Annotated in this window: 1 protein-coding gene and 1 pseudogene; both read right to left on the reverse strand. The window is 75.6% G+C overall.

Annotation, left to right across the window (positions count from 1 at the left end; genetic code table 11):
- Positions 1–168: 168 nt before the first annotated feature.
- A pseudogene (locus tag ACZ4K2_RS34055) lies at positions 169–10,827 on the reverse strand (SDR family NAD(P)-dependent oxidoreductase); the annotation flags it as partial.
- Positions 10,828–10,885: 58 nt separating this feature from the next.
- The gene (locus ACZ4K2_RS34060) at positions 10,886–20,926 is read right to left on the reverse strand and encodes an SDR family NAD(P)-dependent oxidoreductase (RefSeq protein ID WP_467769996.1); all 10,041 of its coding nucleotides are present in this window, start codon (positions 20,924–20,926) and stop codon (positions 10,886–10,888) included.
- Positions 20,927–20,967: the final 41 nt, after the last annotated feature.

Here is a 20,967-nt window from a genome sequence, read left to right on the forward strand (position 1 = left end):
CGGCCGATCCGGCCGCCCCCTTCCCCGTGCTCCCGTCCGTCAGGACTCGGAGGCACCTCCCAGCGCCATACGGATGAGGTCGTCGGCGGTCATGGAGGCGATGTCGGCGCCGGCATCCGCGGCAGGGACGTCCCGTGCGCCGAGGCCGGCCGGGTCGGGCCGCGGGGCGATCTCCTCGCGGATCCTGCGGGCGAGGTCGACCGGGCTCGGGTGGTCGAAGATCAGGGTGGCCGGCAGGCGCAGGCCGGTCGCCGCCGTGAGGCGGTTGCGCAGCTCGACCGCCGTGAGCGAGTCGAAGCCGAGGTCCCGGAAGGTCAGGTCCGGGTCCAGCGCGCCCGGCGAGCCGTGCCCGAGGACCGCGGCGACGCTCCCGAGGACCAGGTCGAGCAGCAGCTCGTCCTGCTCGGCCGACGTCAGCCCGGCGAGCCGCTCGCCGATTGCGGGCCCCTCGAGCGGCATGCCGGCGGAGGCGGAGGCGGCACGCCGGGCCCTGCCCCGGGTGAGCCCCCGCAGGATCGGCGCCGTCAGGTCGGCGCGCAGGGCGGCGGTGTCGATGCGCACCGCGGCCAGCAGGGCCTCGTCGGTGGCACGGCCGGTGTCGAAGAGGGTCAGGGCCAGTTCGGTGGAGAGCGGCACCGTCCCACCGCGCTCCATGCGGGCCCGGTCCGCCTCGGTGAGTCCGCCCGTAAGCCCGCTGGCCTCGGCCCACAGCCCCCACGCCAGCGAGGTGGCGCTCAGCCCTCGCGCGTGCCGGTCCTGGGCGAGCGCGTCGAGGAAGGAGTTGGCGGCGGCGTAGTTGGCCTGCCCCGCGCTGCCGAGGATTCCGGCGAGGGAGGAGAAGAGGACGAAGGCGGCAAGGTCGTGGCCCGCGGTGAGTTCGTGCAGGTTGAGCGCGCCGTCGACCTTGGCGCGCAGGACGCGTTCGAGGCGCTCGGGGGTGAGCGACTCGATCAGACCGTCGTCCAGTACACCCGCCGCGTGGACGACGCCGGTCAACGGGGCCGGAATGCGGGCCAGGACGGCGGCGAGCGCCTCCCGGTCGGACACGTCGCACGCCTCGACGACGACCTGGGCGTCCAGCCCCTCAGGGACCTCACCGCCGCTACGGCTCAGCAGCACGAGGTTGCGCACCCCGTGCTCGGCGACCAGATGCCGCGCCACCAGACGCCCCAGCGTGCCGGTACCGCCCGTGATCAGGACCGTGCCGTCCGGATCGAGCCGCCTGGGCATCCGCAGCACCAGCTTGCCCGTGTGCCTGGCCTGCGACATGAACCGGAACGCCTCCGGCGCCCGCCGCACATCGAACGACCGCACGGCGAGCGGTGCCAGCTCGCCCGCTTCGAACAGCGGCATCAGCACGGCGAGTATCCGTGCGATCCCGTCGGGGCCCGCCGCGTGGATCACATCGAACGCCTGGTACGTCACGCCTGTGTACCGGGCGGCCACCTCGTCGGGGTCTCGGAGGTCCGTCTTGCCCATCTCCACGAACCGGCCGCCGTCGCGCAGCAGCCGCAGCGAGGCATCGGTGAACTCGCCCGCGAGGGAGTTGAGCACCACGTCGACGCCACCGGCGAACTTCTGCTCGAAGTCGAGGGTCCGGGAGCTCGCGATGTGGGCGTCGTCCAGGCCCATCGCGCGCAGCGTGTCCCACTTGCCCTCGCTCGCCGTCGCGAGAACCTCCGCACCGACATGACGCGCGACCTGGATCGCCGCCATGCCCACTCCACCCGCACCGGCGTGCACCAACACCCGCTCGCCGGGCTGGAGTCCACCCAGCTCCACGAGCCCGTACCAGGCGGTCACGAAGGCCACCGGCACGGAGCCGCCCTGCTCGAACGACCAGCTCTCGGGCATCCGGGTGAGCATCCGGTGGTCGGCGACGGCGTGCGGGCCGAAGCCGCCCTGGAACATGCCCAGGACCCGGTCACCGACCGTGAGTTCCGGCGTACCGGGGCCGACTGCGGTCACGACGCCCGCGCCTTCCCCGCCCATCGTCGCACCGGCGTCCGGGTACATCCCCAGCGCGACGAGCACGTCACGGAAGTTGAGGCCGGCCGCCCGGACGCCGATCAGGACCTGGCCCGGTCCCAGTTCGTCGGCCTCCGGGAGCGGGGGCGCGGGCAGGAGGGCGAGGTTGTCGAGCGTTCCGGCCCGGTGGGTGTCGAGACGCCAGGCTCCGGGAGGCGGTGTCAGGGCGCGGGACTCGTGCACGCGGGTCAGGCGCGGGATGTGCACCTGTCCGTCGCGCAGGGCGAGTTGGGGTTCGCCGAGGGCGAGGGACACGCGGCCGGCCACCGGGGTCAGGGCGCGGGAGGCGGGGGTGGTGTCCCGGTCGATGAGGATGCACCGGCCGGGGTGCTCGCTCTGGAAGGTGCGGACGAGGCCGACGATCGCGGAGGCGGCGAGCTCGGGGACGGGTTCGCCGTGGGAGGTGGCGAGCGCGCCGTGGGTGAGGACGACGAGGCGGGTGCCGGCCAGGCGCGGGTCGGTGATCCACGCCTGGAGGACGGCCAGGGCCCGCACGGTCAGGCCGTGTACGTCCTCGGTGGGTTCCGGCGCGATGGTCAGGAGGGCGAAGTCCGGTGTCGGCGCGCCCGCTTCGAGGGCGGTGGCGAGGGCCGCCGGGTCCTTGTGCACGGTGGCCGTGGCGAGGTCGGGGTCGGGCTCGCCGAGGACCGCCCAGGTGTCCTCGGTGTCGTCGCCGGGGGGTGCGGTCACGGTCTTCCAGTCGACGATGAACAGCGCGTCGCGGGTGGTGTCGCGGTGGTCGGTGAGCTGGTCGGCGGAGACGGGGCGCAGGACGAGGGAGTCGGCGCGCAGGACGGGGTTGCCTTCGTGGTCGGCGGCCAGGACGGTGACGGTGTCGGCTCCGGCGGGGGTCAGCTGCACCCGCAGTCGCTGGGCTCCCGAGGCGTGCAGGGTGACGCCGTTCCAGGAGAAGGGCAGCAGGATGCGGCCGTCGCGCTGCCCGGTGCCGGTGAGGCCGTACGCCTGGAGGGCGGCGTCGAGGAGTGCGGGGTGCAGTCCGTGGTGGGCGGCGTCCTCGCGTTCGCGGTCGGCGAGTTCGACCTCCGCGTAGATCTCGTCGCCCGAGCGCCAGGCCTGGCGCAGTCCTCGGAAGGCGGGCCCGTAGGCGTAGCCGGAGGCTTCGGCCTGCTCGTAGAAGGTGGTGGTGTCGAGGGGGGTGGCGTCGGCGGGAGGCCAGGTGGTGAGGATGAAGCCGGCGGGCTCCTCGGCCGGGGAGAGCACGGCGCTCGCGTGGCGCTGCCAGTCGGTGTCGTCGTCGGGAGTGGGGCGTGAGTGAATGGTGAGGGTGCGCTGTCCTGTGGTGTCGGGGGGGCCGACGGTGAGCTGGATGCGGGTCGTGGCGGCCGGGGGCAGGATCAGGGGGGTTTCGAGGGTGAGTTCGTCGATGCGGGCGCAGCCTGCCTCGTCGGCGGCGCGGATCGCGAGGTCCACGAAGGCGGTGCCGGGCAGCAGGGTGGTGCCGGCGACGGTGTGGTCGGCGAGCCAGGGGTGGGTGCGTAAGGAGACGAGGCCGGTGAGGACGAGGTGGCCGGGTTCGGGCAGGGTCGTGCCGGCCATCAGGAAAGGGTGGTCGACAGGGGTGAGGCCGAGCCCGTGGGCGTCGCCCGCGGTGGTGCGGCCGGTGCCGGATTCCAGCCAGTAGCGGCGGTGCTGGAAGGCGTAGGTGGGCAGGGGGACGCGGTGGCCGAAGCCCGCGCCGAGGACCGCGCTCCAGTCGACCGGCAGTCCGTGGGTGTGGGCTTCGGCGAGGGAGCCGAGGAAGCGGTCGACGTCGGGTTCGTCGCGGCGCAGGGTGCCGAGCGCCACGGCCTGCCGGTCGGTGTCGTCGAGGGTCTCCTCGATGCCGCCGAGGAGGACGGGGTGGGCGCTGATCTCGACGAACGCGGTGTGGCCGGTGTCGAGGAGGCCGCGGACGGTTTCCTCGAAGCGGACGGTCCGGCGGAGGTTGCGGTACCAGTAGCCGGCGTCGAGGCCGGTGGTGTCGTGTTCGGCGGCGGTGACCGTGGAGTGGAAGGGGATGCGCGCGGGGAGGGGTTCGATCCCGTCGAGGAGGAGGGCGAGGCGGTCCTCGATCTCCTCGACGTGGGCGCTGTGGGAGGCGTAGTCGACGGGGACGCGGCGATGGCGGACGTTCTCGGCCGCGCACAGGGCGGTGAGTTCGCCGAGGGCGTCCGTGTCTCCGGCGACCACGGTGGAGGTGGGGCCGTTGACGGCGGCGACCGACAGGCGTCCCTGCCACGGCTGGAGCCGGGCGGCGACCTGCTCGGCGGGTTCGCCGACGGAGAGCATGCCGCCGCGTCCGGACAGGGCGGTGACGGCGCGGCTGCGCAGGGCGACGATCTGGGCGGAGTCCTCCAGGCTGAGGGCGCCGGCGATGTGGGCGGCGGCGATCTCGCCCTGGGAGTGTCCGACGACGGCGGCGGGTTCGACGCCGCAGGAGCGCCACAGTTCGGCCAGGGCGATCATCACGGCCCACAGGACGGGCTGGAGGACGTCGACGCGGGCGAACCACTTCCGCGCGGTGTCGCCTTCGGCGCGCAGCACCTCTTCCAGGGACCAGTCGACGTAAGGGGCGAGGGCCTCTTGGCAGGCGGTGATGCGGGCGGCGAACACGGGGGCGTGATCCAGGAGTTCGACCGCCATGCGTTCCCACTGCGAGCCCTGGCCGGGGAAGACCCAGACGACGCGTTCGCCGTGGCGGGTCTGGCCTTGGACGACGTCGGCGGACTGGGTGCCCGCGGCGAGGTGGTCGAGTGCGTCCAGGAGGGTGGTGCGGTCGCCCGCGCGGACGACGGCGCGGTGGCGCAGGGCGCAGCGGGTGGAGTGCAGGGAGTGGGCGAGATCGGTGAGGGCGGTGTCGCGGCCGGTGCCGGTGCGCAGGTGGGCGGCGAGGCGGGCGGCCTGGGAGCGGAGTCCTTCGGGGACGGCGGCGGACACCGGGAAGGGGAGGGTGGTGGTCGGGGTGAGGGCGCCGGGTGCGGGTTCCTCGTCGGGGCCGGTGTCCTCGGGGGCCTGTTCGACGATCAGGTGGGCGTTGGTGCCACTGATGCCGAAGGACGACACGCCGACGCGGCGGGGGTGTTCCCCGGTGCCGGGCCAGTCGCGTTCCTCGGTCAGGAGGGCGACGGCGCCCGCGCCCCAGTCGACGTGCGGAGTGGGTTCGTCGATGTGGAGGGTCTTGGGGAGGATGCCGTGGCGCAGAGCCATGACGGTCTTGATGGTTCCGGCGGCGCCCGCGGCGGCCATGGTGTGGCCGATGTTGGATTTGACCGAGCCGATCCACAGGGGCTGCTCGGGGTCGCGGCCTTGGCCGTAGGTGGCGATGAGGGCCTGGGCCTCGATGGGGTCGCCGAGGCTGGTGCCGGTGCCGTGGGCCTCGACGGCGTCGACCTGGTCGGCGGTGAGCCGGGCGTCGGTGAGGGCGGCGCGGATGACGCGCTGCTGGGAGGGTCCGTTGGGGGCGGTGAGGCCGTTGCTGGCGCCGTCCTGGTTGACGGCGCTGCCCCGGATGACGGCGAGGACGGGGTGGCCGTTGCGGCGGGCCTCGTCGAGTCGTTCCACGAGCAGCACGCCGACGCCCTCGGCGTAGCCCATGCCGTCGGCGGCGGCCGCGAACGCCTTGCAGCGGCCGTCCCCGGCGAGGGTGCGCTGGCGACTGAACTCGATGAATCCGCCGGGGGTGGAGGCCACCGACACCCCGCCTGCCACAGCCAGGGAGCATTCGCCGCGGCGCAGGGCCTGGACGGCGAGGTGGAGGGCGACGAGGGCGGAGGAGCAGGCGGTGTCGACGGTGACGGCGGGCCCTTCGAGGCCGAACAGGTAGGCCAGTCGGCCGGAGATGACACTGCCCGCCGTGCCGGTGAGGACATAGCCCTCGACGCCTTCGGGCATGCGGGCCACGTCGGAGCCGTAGCCGGTGGGGGTGCCGCCGACGAAGACGCCGGTGGAGGAGCCGCGCAGGGTCTGCGGGTCGATGCCCGCGCGTTCGAAGACCTCCCAGCCGGTCTCCAGCAGGAGGCGCTGCTGCGGGTCCATGGCGAGGGCCTCGCGGGGGCTGACGCCGAAGAAGTCGGCGTCGAAGTCGCCGGCCGCGTCCAGGAATCCGGCTTCGGTGGTGTAGAAGGTGCCGGGGCGGTCGGGGTCGGGGTCGTAGAGGCCGCCGACGTCCCAGCCCCGGTCGGCGGGGAAGCCGCCGATCGCGTCGGTGCCTGCGGTCGTCAGGTTCCAGAGGTCCTCGGGGCTGGTGACGCCGCCGGGGAAGCGGCAGGCCATGGAGACGATCGCGACGGGTTCGTCCTCGCGGACGGCCGGCGGTGCGGTGGGGCGGGTGGTGGGTTCCTGGTGTCCGTCGAGCGTGGTGAGGATGTGCCGGGCGAGGGCCTGGGCGGTGGGGTGGTCGAAGACGAGGGTGGCGGGCAGGGCGAGGCCGGTCTCGGCGTTGAGCCGGTTGCGCAGGTCCACGGCGGTGAGGGAGTCGAAGCCGAGGTCGCGGAAGGTGCGGTCGGCGGGGACGGCCGACGGGTCGGCGTAGCCGAGGACCTCGGCGATGCGGGCTCGTACGGCGTCCAGGGCGATCCGCTCGCGCTGGGCCGGGGGGGCCGCGGTGAGGCGGCGGGCGAGGGCGCTGGTGGCGGGGGCGGCGGGGTCGGGGGCCTGGGTGTCCGGGGTGCGCCGCGCGTCGGGGAGTTCGTCGAAGAGGGCGCTCGGGCGCAGGGCGGTGAAGCCGGTGAGGAACCGTTCCCAGTCGATGTCGGCGACGGTGACGGTCGTCTCGTCGAGTTCCAGGGCTCGGCGGAGTGCGGCGACGGCGGTGTCCGGGTCGAGGAGGCGGAGGCCGCGGCCGGTCAGGGCGGCGCGGGCGCCGTCGTCGTCGGTCATGCCCGCGCCGGCCCAGGGGCCCCAGGCCAGGGCGGTCGCCGTCAGTCCGCGGGACCTGCGGTGTTCGGCGAGGGCGTCGAGGCAGGCGTTGGCGTAGGCGTAGACGGCCTGCCGGCCGCTGCCCCACACGCCGGCGATCGAGGAGAACAGCACGAACGCGTCGAGCGGGCGGTCGCCGAGCACGGCGTCCAGGTTCCGGGCGCCGGCGGCCTTGCCCGAGGCCACGCGGGCGGCCTCGGCCGGATCAATGTCGAGGAGCGCGCCGGCCTGGCCGACGCCGGCCGCGTGGACGACGCTCCGCAGCGGGGGTCCTTCGGCGTCGATCCCGGCGATCAGCCGGGCCACGGCCTCGCGGTCGGCCATGTCGCAGGCGGCGACGGTGACCTGGGGGCCGAGTGCGCCGAGGTGGTCGGCGAGGTCGCGGGCGCCGGGTGCGTCGGGCCCCGACCTGCTGGTCAGGACGAGGCGTTCGGCGCCGTTCTCGGCGGCCCACAGCGCGACGCGCGCGCCGAGGCCACCGGTGCCTCCGGTGACGAGAACGGTTCCGGTGAGCCGGACGGCGCGCACGGGCGTCCGGTCGCCCGCGGGGGCGCGGACCAGGCGTCGTACGAGGATGCCGTCGGCGCGGACGGCGGCCTGGTCCTCGGTGCCGGAGCCGGTGCCGATACCGGAGAGGACGGCGACGACGCGGGTCCAGGCGTGGGTGTCGCACTGGTCGGGCAGGTCCACGAGGCCGCCCCACAGGCGGGGGTGTTCCAGGGCCACGACGCGGCCGAGGCCCCAGATTCCGGCCTGGGCGGGGCGGGTGGCCGGGTCGGTGGCGGTGGCGCGGACGGCGCCGCGGGTCAGGCACCACACGGCGCCGCCCGGTTCGGTGTCAGCGAGGGCCTGGGCGAGGGCGAGGGTGGCGGCCGTGCCCTGGGAGAGGGCGGGGTGGCTCGGGTGGGCGTCCTCGCGCAGGCCGAGGAGGCTGACCACTCCGGCGAATCCGTCGGGTCGTTCCTCGCGCAGTTCTGTGATGCGTGCGGCGAGCGACGCGCGGTCGGCGGTGCGGGCCGTGACGGTCAGGCGGAGGGGGTGGGCGCCGTGCGCGGCCAGGGCGGCGGCGCACCGGGCGGCGAGATCCTCGGCGTCGGCCTCGTCGTCGGCCTCGTCGTCGGCCTCGTCTTCCGCCGAGACGACGAGCCAGGTTCCCGCGAGGGTCGGTTCGGGGGCGGCGGTCAGGGGGTGCCAGGCGATGCCGTAGCGGGCGGCGTCCACGCCCGCGGTGAGCAGGCGGTTGTCGCGCCAGGCGGCGAGGGGGCCCAGTGCGGTGGCCAGGGCGTCGCGGCCCGTGGCGCCGGACGGGTCGAGGAGCGCGGTGAAGGCGTCGACGTCCCGGTCCTGGACGGCCTCCCAGAAGCGGGCCTCGTCGGGGTGGGCGCCAACCGGGGCGGGTCCCGCGTCCGGGGCCGGGGTGTTCTCCAGCCAGAACCGCTCGCGGTGGAAGGCGTAGGTGGGCAGGTCGGCGCGGGTTGCGCCGAGAGGTGCGAGGAGGGGACGCAAGTCCACGTCGAACCCGCTGGTGAACGCCTCGGTGAGGGTGCCGAGGAGGTCCGTGCCGGGCAGCACGGCCGCCTCCCGCGCGGTGGCGTGGAGGGTCTGCGTGAGGGCGGGGTCGGTGCCCGCCCCGACGAACGCGTCGTGGCCCTGGCGCAGCAGGAGCCGCACGGCCCCCTCGAAGCGGGCGGGGGCGTCGAGGGCGGTGCTCCAGTACGCCGCGTCGAGGCGGGTGCCGGGCTGCGGCGGCCCCGCTGCGGCGGCCGAGTGGAACGGCACCGCGGGATCGGCCGGCCGGATCTCGCCGAGGCCGGTGCTCGGGGTCAGGCCGGCGAGGATCCGGCCGTGGTGGACGGCGATCCGCGCGCCGTCCTCCAGGGAGAGGGCGCCGGCCACGCAGGCGGCGGCGATCTCGCCGTGGGCGTGGCCCAGGACCGCGGCGGGCCGTATGCCGAAGGAGTTCCACACGGCGGCCAGGGACACCATGACGGCCCACTGCACCGGCAGCCGCAGGTCGGCGCGTGCCGGGGCGGGCGAGCGCAGCACGGAGGTCAGGGACCGGTCGACGTACGGGGTGAGGGCCGCCTCGCAGTCGGCGATCCGCGCGGCGAACACCGGTGAGCTGTCCAGCAGTTCGGCGGCGGCCCGCGGCCGGGGCGCGTCGGGTCCGGGGAAGACCAGTACGGGGTGGGTGATCCGGCGTCCCGTGTTCCAGGCGACGCCGGGCGCGGGTTCCCCCGCGGCCAGGGCTTCCAGGCCCGCGAGGAGCCGGGCGCGGTCGGCGGCCAGGACGACCGCGCGGTCGTCGAGGGCGGCGCGGTGGGCGGCGAGGGTGAGCGCGATGTCCGGCAGGCTGGTGTCGGGCGCGGTGCGGGTGAAGCGGGCCAGTCGTGCGGCTTGGGCGCGCAGGGCGGCCTCTCCCCGGGCGGAGACGACGAACGGCAGGGCGCCGTGCGGGGGCGGGGTGGTGCGGGGGGCCGCCGGGGTGGTGGGCGGGGTGGGTTCTTCGAGGATCACGTGGGCGTTGGTGCCGCTGGCCCCGAACGCGGAGATGCCCGCCCGGCGCGGTTCGCCCGCCGCGGCCGGCTGCCACGCTACGGGGTCGGTGAGGAGTTCGACCGGTCCCGCGGACCAGTCCACGCGCGGGGTCGGTTCATCGAGGTGGAGCGTGCGGGGCAGGGTGCCGTGCCGCATCGCCATGATCATCTTGATGACGCCGGCGACGCCCGCGGCGGCCTGGGTGTGTCCGATGTTGGACTTGACCGCACCGATCCGCAGCGGTCGGCCGGGGGCGCGGCCCGGTCCGTAGGTGGCGATGAGTGCCTGCGCCTCGATGGGGTCGCCGAGCCGGGTGCCGGTGCCGTGGGCCTCGACGGCGTCGATGTCGGCCGGGGAGAGCCCGGCGGCGGCGAGCGCCTGCTCGATGACCCGGCGCTGCGAGGGCCCGTTGGGGGCGGTCAGGCCGTTGCTCGCGCCGTCCTGGTTGACGGCGGTGCCGCGGACGACCGCGAGGACGGGGTGCCCGTTGCGGCGGGCGTCGGAGAGCCGCTCGACCAGGAGGAGGCCGACGCCCTCGGCCCAGCCCGTGCCGTCGGCGGCGGCGGCGAACGGCTTGCAGCGGCCGTCGGCGGACAGGCCGCGCTGGCGGCTGAACTCGATGAAGGCGGCGGGGGTGGCCATCACGGTCACTCCCCCGGCCAGTGCCAGCCCGCATTCGCCCTGACGCAGCGCCTGGACGGCGAGATGCAGGGCGACGAGGGAGGACGAGCACGCGGTGTCCACGGTGACCGCGGGGCCTTCGAGGCCGAGGGCGTAGGAGACCCGGCCCGACATCACACTGCCGACGCTGCCGGTGAGGGCGTACCCCTCGACGCCCTCGGGCATGCGCTCGACGCCGGCGCCGTAGCCGGTGGGGGTGCCGCCGACGAAGACGCCGGTGCGACTGCCCCTGAGGGCGCGCCCGTCGACCCCGGCGTGCTCGAACGCTTCCCAGGCGGTCTCCAGCAGGAGCCGCTGCTGCGGGTCCATGGCGAGCGCCTCGCGCGGGCTGATCCCGAAGAAACCGGCGTCGAAGTCGCCCGCGCCGTCGAGGAAGCCGCCCTCGCGGGCGTAGCTGGTGCCCAGGTGGTCGGGGTCGGGGTGGTACAGGTCGGCCAGGGGCCAGCCCCGGTCGGCGGGGAAGCCTCCGATGGCGTCGACGCCGTCGTCGACCAGCCGCCACAGGTCCTCCGGCGAGCGGACACCTCCGGGGTAGCGGCAGGACATGCCGACGACGGCGACGGGTTCGGGGCGTTCGAGTTCGGCGATGCGGGCGCGGGCGCGCTGGAGTTCGACGGTGGCGCGCTTGAGGTAGTCCCGCAGTTTGTCGTCCGCTTGGCTCATCGCTCGACCGTCCTCATGGGGTGGGCCTGTGCGAGGCATGGGGGTCGGTTCGGGAGGCTCATGCCTGGTCACCTTTCGGGGCCTGCCCTGGGGCTTCGAGGTGGTCGTCGAGGAGGGCGAAGAGTTCGTCGTCCGAGGCGCTCTCGACGCCGGTCGCGTCCGGTGGTGCGGTGTCGTCCCGTTCCAGGGAGGCGAGGCGTTCGAGGAAGCGCCGCATGCGCTGGGTGACGCGGGCCCGGGTCTGCGGGTCCTCGTCGGCCAGGCGGGCGAACGCCGCTTCCAGGCCGTCGAGTTCGGCGAGGACGGGGGTGAGGACGGACTCGTCGCCGGTCAGGTCGGCGCGCAGCCGGGCGGCGAGTTCGGCGGGGGTGGGGAAGTCGAAGACGACGGTGGCGGGCAGGTCGACGCCGGCCGCGCGGCTGAGCCGGTCGCGCAGTTCCACGGCGGTCAGCGAGTCGAAGCCGAGCTCGCTGAAGGCCTGGTCGGCACGTACCTGTTCGGCGGAGGCGTGGCCGAGGACCGCGGCGACCTCGCCGCGCACCAGTTCCATGAGCAGCGTGTCGCGTTCGGCGCCCGACGCCGCCGCCAGCCGTCCGGCGAGGGCGGGGGCGGGTTCGTCCGGGCCGGTCCTGGCGGCGAGGGCCGCGCCGGCCTCGGGGAGGGTGGTGAGCAGGGCGCTGGGGCGCAGGGCGGTGAAGCGGGGGGCGAAGGTGCCCCAGTCGACGTCCGCGACGATCACGTCGGCGTCGCCCAGGCCCACCGCGCGTGCCAGGGCGGCGAGTGCGGTCCGCGGGTCCATGGCGAGCAGTCCGCGCCGGGTGAGCTGGTCGGCTTCGACCGACTCGGCCATGCCGCCACCGGCCCAGGGGCCCCAGGCGACGGACGTGGCGGCAAGGCCTCGGGCCCTGCGGTTCTGGGCGAGTGCGTCGAGGTGGGCGTTGGCCGCGGCGTAGACGGCCTGGGCGCCGCTGCCCCAGGCTGCGGCGATCGAGGAGAACAGGACGAACGCGTCGAGCGGGCGGTCGCCGAGTACGGCGTCGAGGTGGGTCGCGCCCCGGGCCTTGCCCGCGCTGATCGCGTCGGTGTCGGCGGGGAGGGTGTCGGTGATCGGAGCGGATCGGGTGATGCCGGCGGCGTGCACGACGGCGCTCAGGGGCGGTCCGCCGGCGTCGATCCGTGTGATCAGGTTCTCGACGGCGTCGCGGTCGGCGGTGTCGCAGGTCTCGATCAGGACGTCGGTGCCGGTGGCGGTGAGTTCGGCCGCGAGGTCGGCGGCGCCCGGGGCCCGCATGCCCCGGCGGCCGGCGAGGACCAGGCGGGTGGCTCCCGCCGCGGCGGCCCAGCGGGCGACGTGGGCGCCGAGTCCTCCGGTGCCGCCGGTGATCAGGACGGTGCCGGTGGGTTGCCAGGTGGTGTCGTCGTCGCAGGTCGGGGCGTGGGTCAGGCGCCGGGCGTGGAGGCCGTCGGGGCGGATCGTGACCTGGTCCTCGGTGGGGTGGGTGAGGACGGCGGCGAGGTGGTCGAGGAGGTCGGTGGCGGGGGTGGCGTCCGTTCCCGCCACGTCCACCAGGCCGCCCCACAGGCCGGGCAGTTCGAGGGCGGCGCTGCGGCCGAGCCCCCAGATCTGGGCCTGCTGTGGATGCGGGACCGGCTCCCCCGCCTCGCGGGCGACGGCGCCGGAGGTCACGCTCCAGAGCTTGCCGCCGGGCTGGACGTCGGTGAGCGCCTGGATCAGCGCGAGGGTGGCCGTGAGGGCGGGCGCGGCCGGGACCCCGGGGTCGTCCGGCTGGTCGGCGAGGAGGGAGACGACGCCGTCCAGGGGACCGAGTTCGCGCAGTCGGGCGGCGAGGGTGGCGCGGTCGCAGGCGTCGGGGCGGGCGAGGAGCCGGGGCACCTGTGCGCCGTGTCGCTCCAGGGCCTGCGCGCAGGCGGCGGTGAGGGGACTTTCCGGGTGGCCCACGACGGCCCACGTGCCGTCGAGTCCGGCGTCGGAGGTGCCGGTCCAGGGGGTCCACTCGATCCGGTAGCGCCGGCCGGTGGAGGGGCGGGGGGCGGCCAGGGGGCGCAGCCAGTAGCGTTCGCGCTGGAAGGGGTAGGTGGGGAGGTCGAGGTGGGCCCGGGGGGCCGTGAAGTACGCGGACCAGTCCACCTCGGCGCCGTGGACGTGCAGCGCGCCCAGTGCGGAGGCGAAGGTGGCGGTTTCGGGACGGTCGCGGCGCAGGGACGGTACGGCGCGGATGCCGGAGGCCGGGTCGAGGCTGTGGCGTGCCATCGCGCTGAGGACGCCGTCGGGGCCGATCTCCAGCAGCAGCGGGGTGCCGCCCGCGGACTCCAGGGCGGTGACGCCGTCGGCGAATCGGACGGCGCCGCGTACCTGGCGTACCCAGTAGTCCGGTTCCTCCAGTTCGCCGGGTGCGGCGGGGACTCCGGTGAGGTTGGAGACGACGGGGATGCGGGGGGCCGTGTACGACACGCTCTCCAGCACGGCGCGGAACTCCTGCAGCATGGGTTCCATGCGGGCCGAGTGGAAGGCGTGGCTGACGGTGAGCCTGCGGACGTCGCGGCGTTGTCTGGTGAAGCGGGCGGCCGTCGCGAGGACGGTGGTCTCCTCGCCGGAGACGACCACGGAGCCGGGTCCGTTGACAGCGGCGATCTCCACGCCTTCGACGCCTTCCAGGACGGCCCGTACCTCGTCCTCGGAGGCGCGTACGGACACCATCGCGCCCCCGGTGGGCAGCGCCTGCATCAGCCTGCCCCGGGCGGCGACGACGGTCGCCGCGTCCTCCAGGGACCACACTCCCGCCGCGTGCGCCGCGGCCAGCTCGCCGATGGAGTGGCCCAGCAGGATGTCGGGCCGTACGCCGAAGGACTCCACGAGCCGCAGCAGGGCGACCTCGACGGCGAACAGTCCCGCCTGGGTGTACACGGTGTCGTCGAGGAGGCCCTCCGTGCCCGGCTCCCCCCACACGACGTCCCGCACTCCGTGTTCCACGTGTCCGGCGAGGTGCCGGTCCAGTGCGGTGGCCGCCGCGTCGAAGGCCTGCGCGAACACCGGTCGGGTGGCGTGCAGTTCGCGTCCCATGCCGACGCGTTGGCTGCCCTGGCCGCTGAACAGGAACGCCACTCGGGCGTCGGCGCGCACGGCGCCCGTCCGGACCTCGGGGCCGGGTGTGCCGTCGGCGAGCGAGGCGAGGGCGGTGAGGAGTTCGGCATGGCCGGTGGCCGTCACGACGGCTCGGTGGTCGAACGTGGCGCGCGTGGTGGCGAGCGCCGCGGCGAGGCCGGCCGGGGCGGTGCCGGCGGCGGCGAGGCGGGCGTGCAGCCGGCGTGCCTGGTCGGCGAGGGCCTCGGGGGTCTTGGCGGAGAGCAGGTGGGGCCGGGCTGCGGGGGTGTCGTCCTGTGCGGTGGTGGGTGCGGGGTCGGGGACGTGTTCCAGGACGGTGTGGGCGTTGGTGCCGCTGATGCCGAACGCCGAGACGGCGGCGCGGCGGGGGCGGCCGGTCCGCGGCCAGGGGCGGGCCTCGGTCAGCAGCTCGACCGTGCCGTCGGACCAGTCCACGTGCGGGGTGGGTTCGTCCACGTGCAGGGTCTTCGGCAGCACGCCGTGCCGCATCGCCAGGACCGTTTTGATCACCCCGGCGACGCCCGCGGCCGCGGTGGTGTGGCCGATGTTGGACTTGAGGGCGCCGAGCAGCAGGGGGGCGCCCTCGGGCCGGTCGTGCCCGTAGGTGGCGATGAGGGCCTGGGCCTCGATGGGGTCGCCGAGGGCGGTCCCGGTGCCGTGCGCCTCGACGGCGTCGACGTCGCGGGCGTCGAGGCGGGCGTTGGCGAGGGCGGCGCGGATGACGCGCTGCTGGGAGGGGCCGTTGGGGGCGGTGAGGCCGTTGCTGGCGCCGTCCTGGTTGACGGCCGAGCCGCGGACGGTGGCGAGGACGCGGTGGCCGTTGCGGCGGGCGTCGCCGAGGCGTTCGACGAGGAGGAGGCCGATGCCCTCGGCCCAGCCGGTGCCGTCGGCGGCGGCGGCGAACGGCTTGCAGCGGCCGTCGGCCGACAGGACGCGCTGCCGGCTGAAGTCGACGAACAGGCCGGGGTTGGCCATGACGGTGACCCCGCCCGCCAGTGCCATCGTGCACTCGCCGTGGCGCAGTGCCTGGACGGCGAGGTGGAGGGCGACCAGGGAGGAGGAGCAGGCGGTGTCGACGGTGACGGCCGGCCCCTCCAGGCCGAAGGTGTAGGCGAGGCGGCCGGAGGCGACGCTCGCGGCGTTGCCGGTGCCGAGATAGCCGCCGAGTTCGTCGGGCACCTCCATGCCGCTCAGGTAGCCGATGTTGGCGGCGCCGACGAACACGCCGGTGGAGGAGCCGCGCAGGGCGGCCGGGTCGAGGCCCGCGCGTTCGAAGAGCTCCCAGGAGGTCTCCAGGAGCAGCCGCTGCTGGGGGTCCATCGCGAGGGCCTCGCGGGGGGAGATCCCGAAGAAGGCGGCGTCGAAGTCGGCCGCGTGCTCGATGAAGCCGCCCTCGCGGACGTAGCTGGTGCCGGGGTGGTCGGGGTCGGGGTGGTAGAGGTGCTCGACGTCCCAGCCCCGGTCGAGGGGGAAGCCGCTCAGCCCATCGCGGCCGTCGGCGAGCATCCGCCACAGGTCCTCGGGGGAGGTGACGCCGCCGGCGAAGCGGCAGGCCATGGCGACGATCGCGATGGGTTCGCTGTCGGTGGCGCTGCTCGTCGGCGTCGCGGCGGCGGGTGGTGCGGCCCGGGTGCCGAGGAGTTCGGTGCGCAGGTGGGTGGCGAGGGCGGTGGTGGTGGGGTGGTCGAAGACGAGGGTGGCCGGGAGGCGGCGGCCGGTGAGGGTGGCCAGCCGGTTGCGCAGGTCGACCGCGATGAGGGAGTCGAAGCCGAGGCTCTTGAAGGCCGTCCTGACGTCGACGGCGGCGGGGTTCTCGTGGCCGAGGACGGCGGCGACCTGGGAGCGGACGAGGTCGGTCAGGAGGCGCTGCTGTTCCTCGGGTTCGAGGGCGAGCAGGTCGCGGACGAAGGTGTCGGCGGCCCGGCCGCGCTCGCCGGGGCGGGCGGTGCGGCGCACGGGTCCGCGGACCTGGCGGCGCAGCAGTCCGGGCAGGACCCCGGCGTCGGCCTGGGCGCGCAGTGCGGCGGGGTCGAGGCGCAGCGGCACGGCGAGGGGTTCGTCGCAGGCGCTCGCCCGGTCGAACAGGTCGAGGGCGAGGTCGGTGGAGAGGGGGACGACTCCGGAGCGGGCCATGCGCCGCAGGTCGGCCTCGGCGAGGTTGCCGGTCATGCCGCTGGCCCGTTCCCAGAAGCCCCAGGCGAGCGACACGGCGGGCAGGGCCTTGGCACGGCGGTGCTGGGCGAGGGCGTTGAGGAAGGCGTTGGCGGCGACGTAGTTGCCCTGGCCCGCGCTGCCGAGAACGCTCGCGGCGGAGGAGAACAGCACGAACGCGGTCAGGGGCAGGTCAAGGGTCAGTTCGTGCAGGTGGACGGCGGTGTCGGTCTTGGGCCGCAGGACGGCGGCGAGCCGCTCGGGGGTGAGGGAGTCGATGACGCCGTCGTCCAAAACACCCGCCGCGTGCACGACGGCGCCGAGCGGCCGGTCGGCGGGGATCGAGGCGAGCAGGTGGGCCAGCGCGTCGCGGTCGGCGGTGTCGCAGGCGGCGATCTCGGCCTCGGCCCCGTGCGCGGCGAGGTCGTCGAGCAGCTCGGCGCAGCCTGCGGCGCCGGGGCCGCTGCGGCTGGTGAGCAGCAGGTGCCGTACGCCGTGGCGGGCGGCGAGGTGGACGGCGATCAGGCGGCCGAGGGTGCCGGTGCCGCCGGTGATCAGGACGGTGCGGTCGGGGGCGCACGGTGCGCTCGCCGGGGCGGTTGCCTCGTGGTGGGTGTCGAGGCGGGGGGCGAGGAGGTCGCCGTGGCGCAGGGCGACGACCGGTTCGCCGCAGCCGGGGACGGCGGCCAGGGCCCGGGCCCTGATGGCGGGGTCGGTCTCCGGGAGGTCGGCCAGGAGGAACTGGTCGGGGTACTCGGTCTGGGCGGAGCGCAGCAGACCCCAGGCGGTGGCGGCCGGCAGGTCGGGGACGTCCTCGCCGGGGACGGCGGCCACCGCGCCGGCGGTCGTCACGATCAGCCGGGACGCGGCGAGGCGGGGCTCGGCGGTCCAGGCGCGCAGGACGTCCAGCAGGCCGGCGGCGGTGCGGTGGGCGGCCTCGGTGAGGGAGGCGCCGTCCGGAGTTCCTGCCACGGCGTGGACGACCGTGTCGGGGGCGGCGGCTCCGCCGTCCAGGGCCGCGATCAGTTCGGTGAGGCCGGGGAAGGCGCGGACGTCGGCGTCCGTGTCGCGCAGGGCGTCCGCGTCGCCGTGCGGGTCGGTCCCGAGGACGGCCCAGCTACCGGTGGCCGTGTCGTCGGTGGTGCCGGTGGTGGAGGCGACGGACACCCAGTCGAGGCGGTACAGCGCGTCGGCGGGGCGGTCCGGGGCCGGCGCGGTGGGCGCGGTGGCGTCGCCGGTGGTGAGGGTGTCGATGCGGGCGACCGGGCCGCCGTCGGGGTCGGTGAGCGCGAGGGCGTGGCGGAGCGTGCCGTCGGCGTGGGTGCGGGGGCTGAGGCGGGCGCGCAGGGTGGTGGCGCCGGACGCGTACAGGGTGATGCCGCCGAGGGCGGCGAGGGGTGCGGTGGGGGTGTCGTACAGGCGCAGGCGCAGGGCGGTGTCGAGGAGGGCGGGGTGCAGGCCGTAGGTGCCCGCTTCGTCGGTGTGCTCCTCGGGGAGGGTGATCTCGGCGAGGAGGTCGTCCCCGTGCCGCCACAGCGCGCGCAGGCCCCGGAAGGCCGGTCCGAGGGTGAGGCCGGTGTCCGCCGCCCGCTCGTCGAGGGCTTCGAGGTCCAGGGGGTGGCTGCCGGGGGGCGGCCAGGTGCCCTCGTCGGTGGGCGGGGCGGGGCGGCCCGGGCGCAGCAGGCCGTGGGCGTGCCGGGTCCAGGGGGCTTCGGTGCCGGCCGAGGCGGGGCGGGAGTAGAGGGCCAGGGAGCGGCTGCCGTCCTGTGCGGGGGCGCCGACGGCGACCTGGAGGCGGACCGTGTCGGGGCCGAGGTCCGGGGGGGTGTCGAGGGTGAGTTCGTCGACGCGGTCGCAGCCCGCTTCGTCGGCGGCGCGGATCGCGAGTTCGACGAGGGCGGCGGCGGGCAGGCGGGCGGTGCCGTCCGTGGTGTGCTGGGCCGTCCAGGCCGGGGTGCGGGCGCTCAGCAGACCGGTGAGCAGGAGGCCGCCGCCGTCGGCGAGGGCGGCGGCGGCGCCGAGCAGCGGGTGGCCGACGGCGTGCAGGCCGAGTCCGGCGGCGTCCTGGGCGGTGTCCTGGTCCGCGGCCAGCCAGAAGCGGCGGCGGCGGAAGGGGTAGGTGGGCAGGTCGACGGGGTGCGGCGGGGCACCGCGCCCGGCGAACAGGTGCCGCCAGTCGACGGTGAGGCCGTGGTTGTGGGCGGCGGCCAGCGCCTCGGCGAACCGGGCGGGGCCGCCCGCGCCGCGCCGCAGGGTGTCGAGCACGACCGCGGGCGCGTCGGCCGCCGCGGCGGTGTCCTCCAGGGCGACGGTGAGCACGGGGTGGGCGCTGACCTCGACGAACGCGGTGTGGCCCGCGGCGATCAGGGCGCGCACCGCGGCCTCGAACCGGACCTGGCGGCGCAGGTTGTCGTACCAGTAGTCGGTGCCGAGTCCGGCGGTGTCGAGCCGGGCGCCGGTGGTCGCGGAGTAGAACGGCACGGTGGACGTCGCCGGGGAGAGCCCGGCGAGTTCCTCGGCCAGCCGGTCGTGGACGGCTTCGACGTGCGCGGAGTGCGAGGCGTAGTCGACGGGGACGCGCCGGGCCCACACGTCGTGGCCTTCGCACACGGCGAGGAGTTCGTCGAGGGCGGCCTGGTCGCCGGCGACGGTCACCGAGTTCGGGCCGTTGACGGCGGCGACGGTCAGCTCCCCGTCCAGGGGGCCGATCATGGCGTGGGCGCGGGCCTCGGACAGGGCGACGGAGGCCATGCCGCCGGTGCCGGCGAGGTCGAGGAGGGCGCGGCTGCGCAGGGCCACCACTTGCGCGCCGTCGGCGAGGCTGAGGCCGCCCGCGACGCAGGCCGCCGCGATCTCGCCCTGCGAGTGGCCCACGACGGCGGCGGGGTGCACGCCGTGGCCGCGCCAGAGGGCGGCGAGGGAGACCATCACGGCCCACAGGACGGGCTGGACGACGTCGACGCGGTTCAGCCAGTCCTCGTCCGGGGAGCGCAGCACGGCGGTGGCGGACCACTCGACGTGCCGGGCGAGGGCCTGGTCGCAGTCGGTGAACGTGGTGGTGAACTCCGGCGACCGGTCGAGGAGTTCACGGGCCATGCCGGCCCACTGGGAGCCCTGTCCCGGGAAGACGAAGACGGGCCCGCGGTCCTGTACCGCGTCGGTGCCCTCGCCTTCGCCGCGTGCCAGGGCGCGCAGTCGTTCGGCGAATCCGTCCAGGTGCGGGGCGGTCAGCGCCGTGCGGTGGGTGAGGGCGGGCCGGGCGGTGGCGAGGGCGTGGGCGACGTCGTCGGGGGCCAGGTGAGGGTGTGCGGTGAGGAAGTCGGCGAGGCGGTCCGCCTGGGCGCGCAGTCCTTCGCCGTCGCGGGCCGACAGCAGCCAGGGCGCGGGCGGCAGGTCGGACACCGGGGCCCCGGCCTCGGTTCGCCGGTGTTCCTCGGCCTCGGGGGCTTGTTCGAGGACGAGGTGGGCGTTGGTGCCGCTGATGCCGAAGGAGGACACGGCGGCGCGGCGGGGCTCCCCGGTGTCGGGCCAGGGCTGGGTCTCGGTGAGCAGGCGTACGGTGCCCGCCGACCAGTCGACGTGTGGTGAGGGCGCGTCGACGTGCAGGGTCTTGGGCAGGGTGGCGTGCCGCAGCGCCATCACCGTCTTGATCACCCCAGCGACACCCGCGGCGGCCTGGGTGTGGCCGAGGTTGGACTTCACGGCGCCGAGCAGCAGGGGCCGCCCGGGGTCGCGGCCCTGGCCGTAGGTGGCGATGAGGGCCTGGGCCTCGACGGGGTCGCCGAGGGAGGTGCCGGTGCCGTGGGCCTCGACCGCGTCGATGTCGTGCGTGGTGAGCCGGGCGCCGGCGAGGGCCTGGCGGATCACCCGGCGCTGGGAGGGGCCGTTGGGGGTGGTCAGGCCGCTGCTGGCGCCGTCCTGGTTGACGGCGCTGCCTCGGATCACGGCGAGCACCCGGTCGCCGTCGCGCTGGGCGTCGCTCAGGCGGCGCAGCATGAGCAGCCCGGCGCCCTCGGACCAGCCGGTGCCGTCGGCGGCGGCGGCGAACGCCTTGCAGCGGCCGTCGGGGGCCATGCCGCGCTGGCGGCTGAACTCGGTGAACATGCCGGTGTTGGACATGACGGTGACACCACCCGCGAGCGCCCTGGTGCACTCGCCGCCGCGCAGGGACTGCATGGCGAGGTGGATGGCGACCAGGGAGGACGAGCAGGCCGTGTCGACCGTGACGGCGGGGCCTTCGAGTCCGTACACGAAGGCGAGGCGGCCGGACAGGACGCTGATGATGGTGCCGGTTCCGAGGTAGCCGCCTACGCTCTCGGGCACTTCGCGGAAGCCGGTGCCGTAGCCGGAGGAGCCGGCGCCGACGAACACGCCGGTGGCGCTGCCGCGCAGGGTGCCCGGGTCGATGCCGGCGCGCTCGAACAGCTCCCAGCCGACCTCCAGCAGGACCCGCTGCTGGGGGTCCATCGCGAGGGCCTCGCGGGGGCTGATGCCGAAGAACTCGGGGTCGAAGTCGGCGGCGCCGTCGAGGAAGCCGCCCTCGCGGGCGTAGCTCTTGCCGGGGGCGTCGGGGTCGGGGTCGTAGACCCCTTCGAGGTCCCAGCCCCGGTCGTCGGGCAGCGGGGAGATGGCGTCGCCGCCCTCGGCGACCAGGCGCCAGAGGTCCTCGGGCGAGGTGATGGCGGCCGGGTAGCGGCAGGCCATGGCGACGATCGCGATCGGCTCCGTCTCCCGCTGCTCGGCGCGGCGCAGTTCGGCCCGCGTGTCGTGGAGTTCGGCGGCGACCCGCTTGAGGTAGCCGACGAGCTTCTCGTCCTCCGGCATCGTGGTGTCTGTCCTTCCTGGGGAGGGCGAGGCGGGGGCGC

The organism is Streptomyces sp. NPDC025833 (assembly GCF_055558055.1).

What these genes read in the sequence shown, in the direction of transcription:
- ACZ4K2_RS34060 (WP_467769996.1), bottom strand. Translation starts at nt 20,926, where the DNA reads ATGCCGGAGGACGAGAAGCTCGTCGGCTACCTCAAGCGGGTCGCCGCC.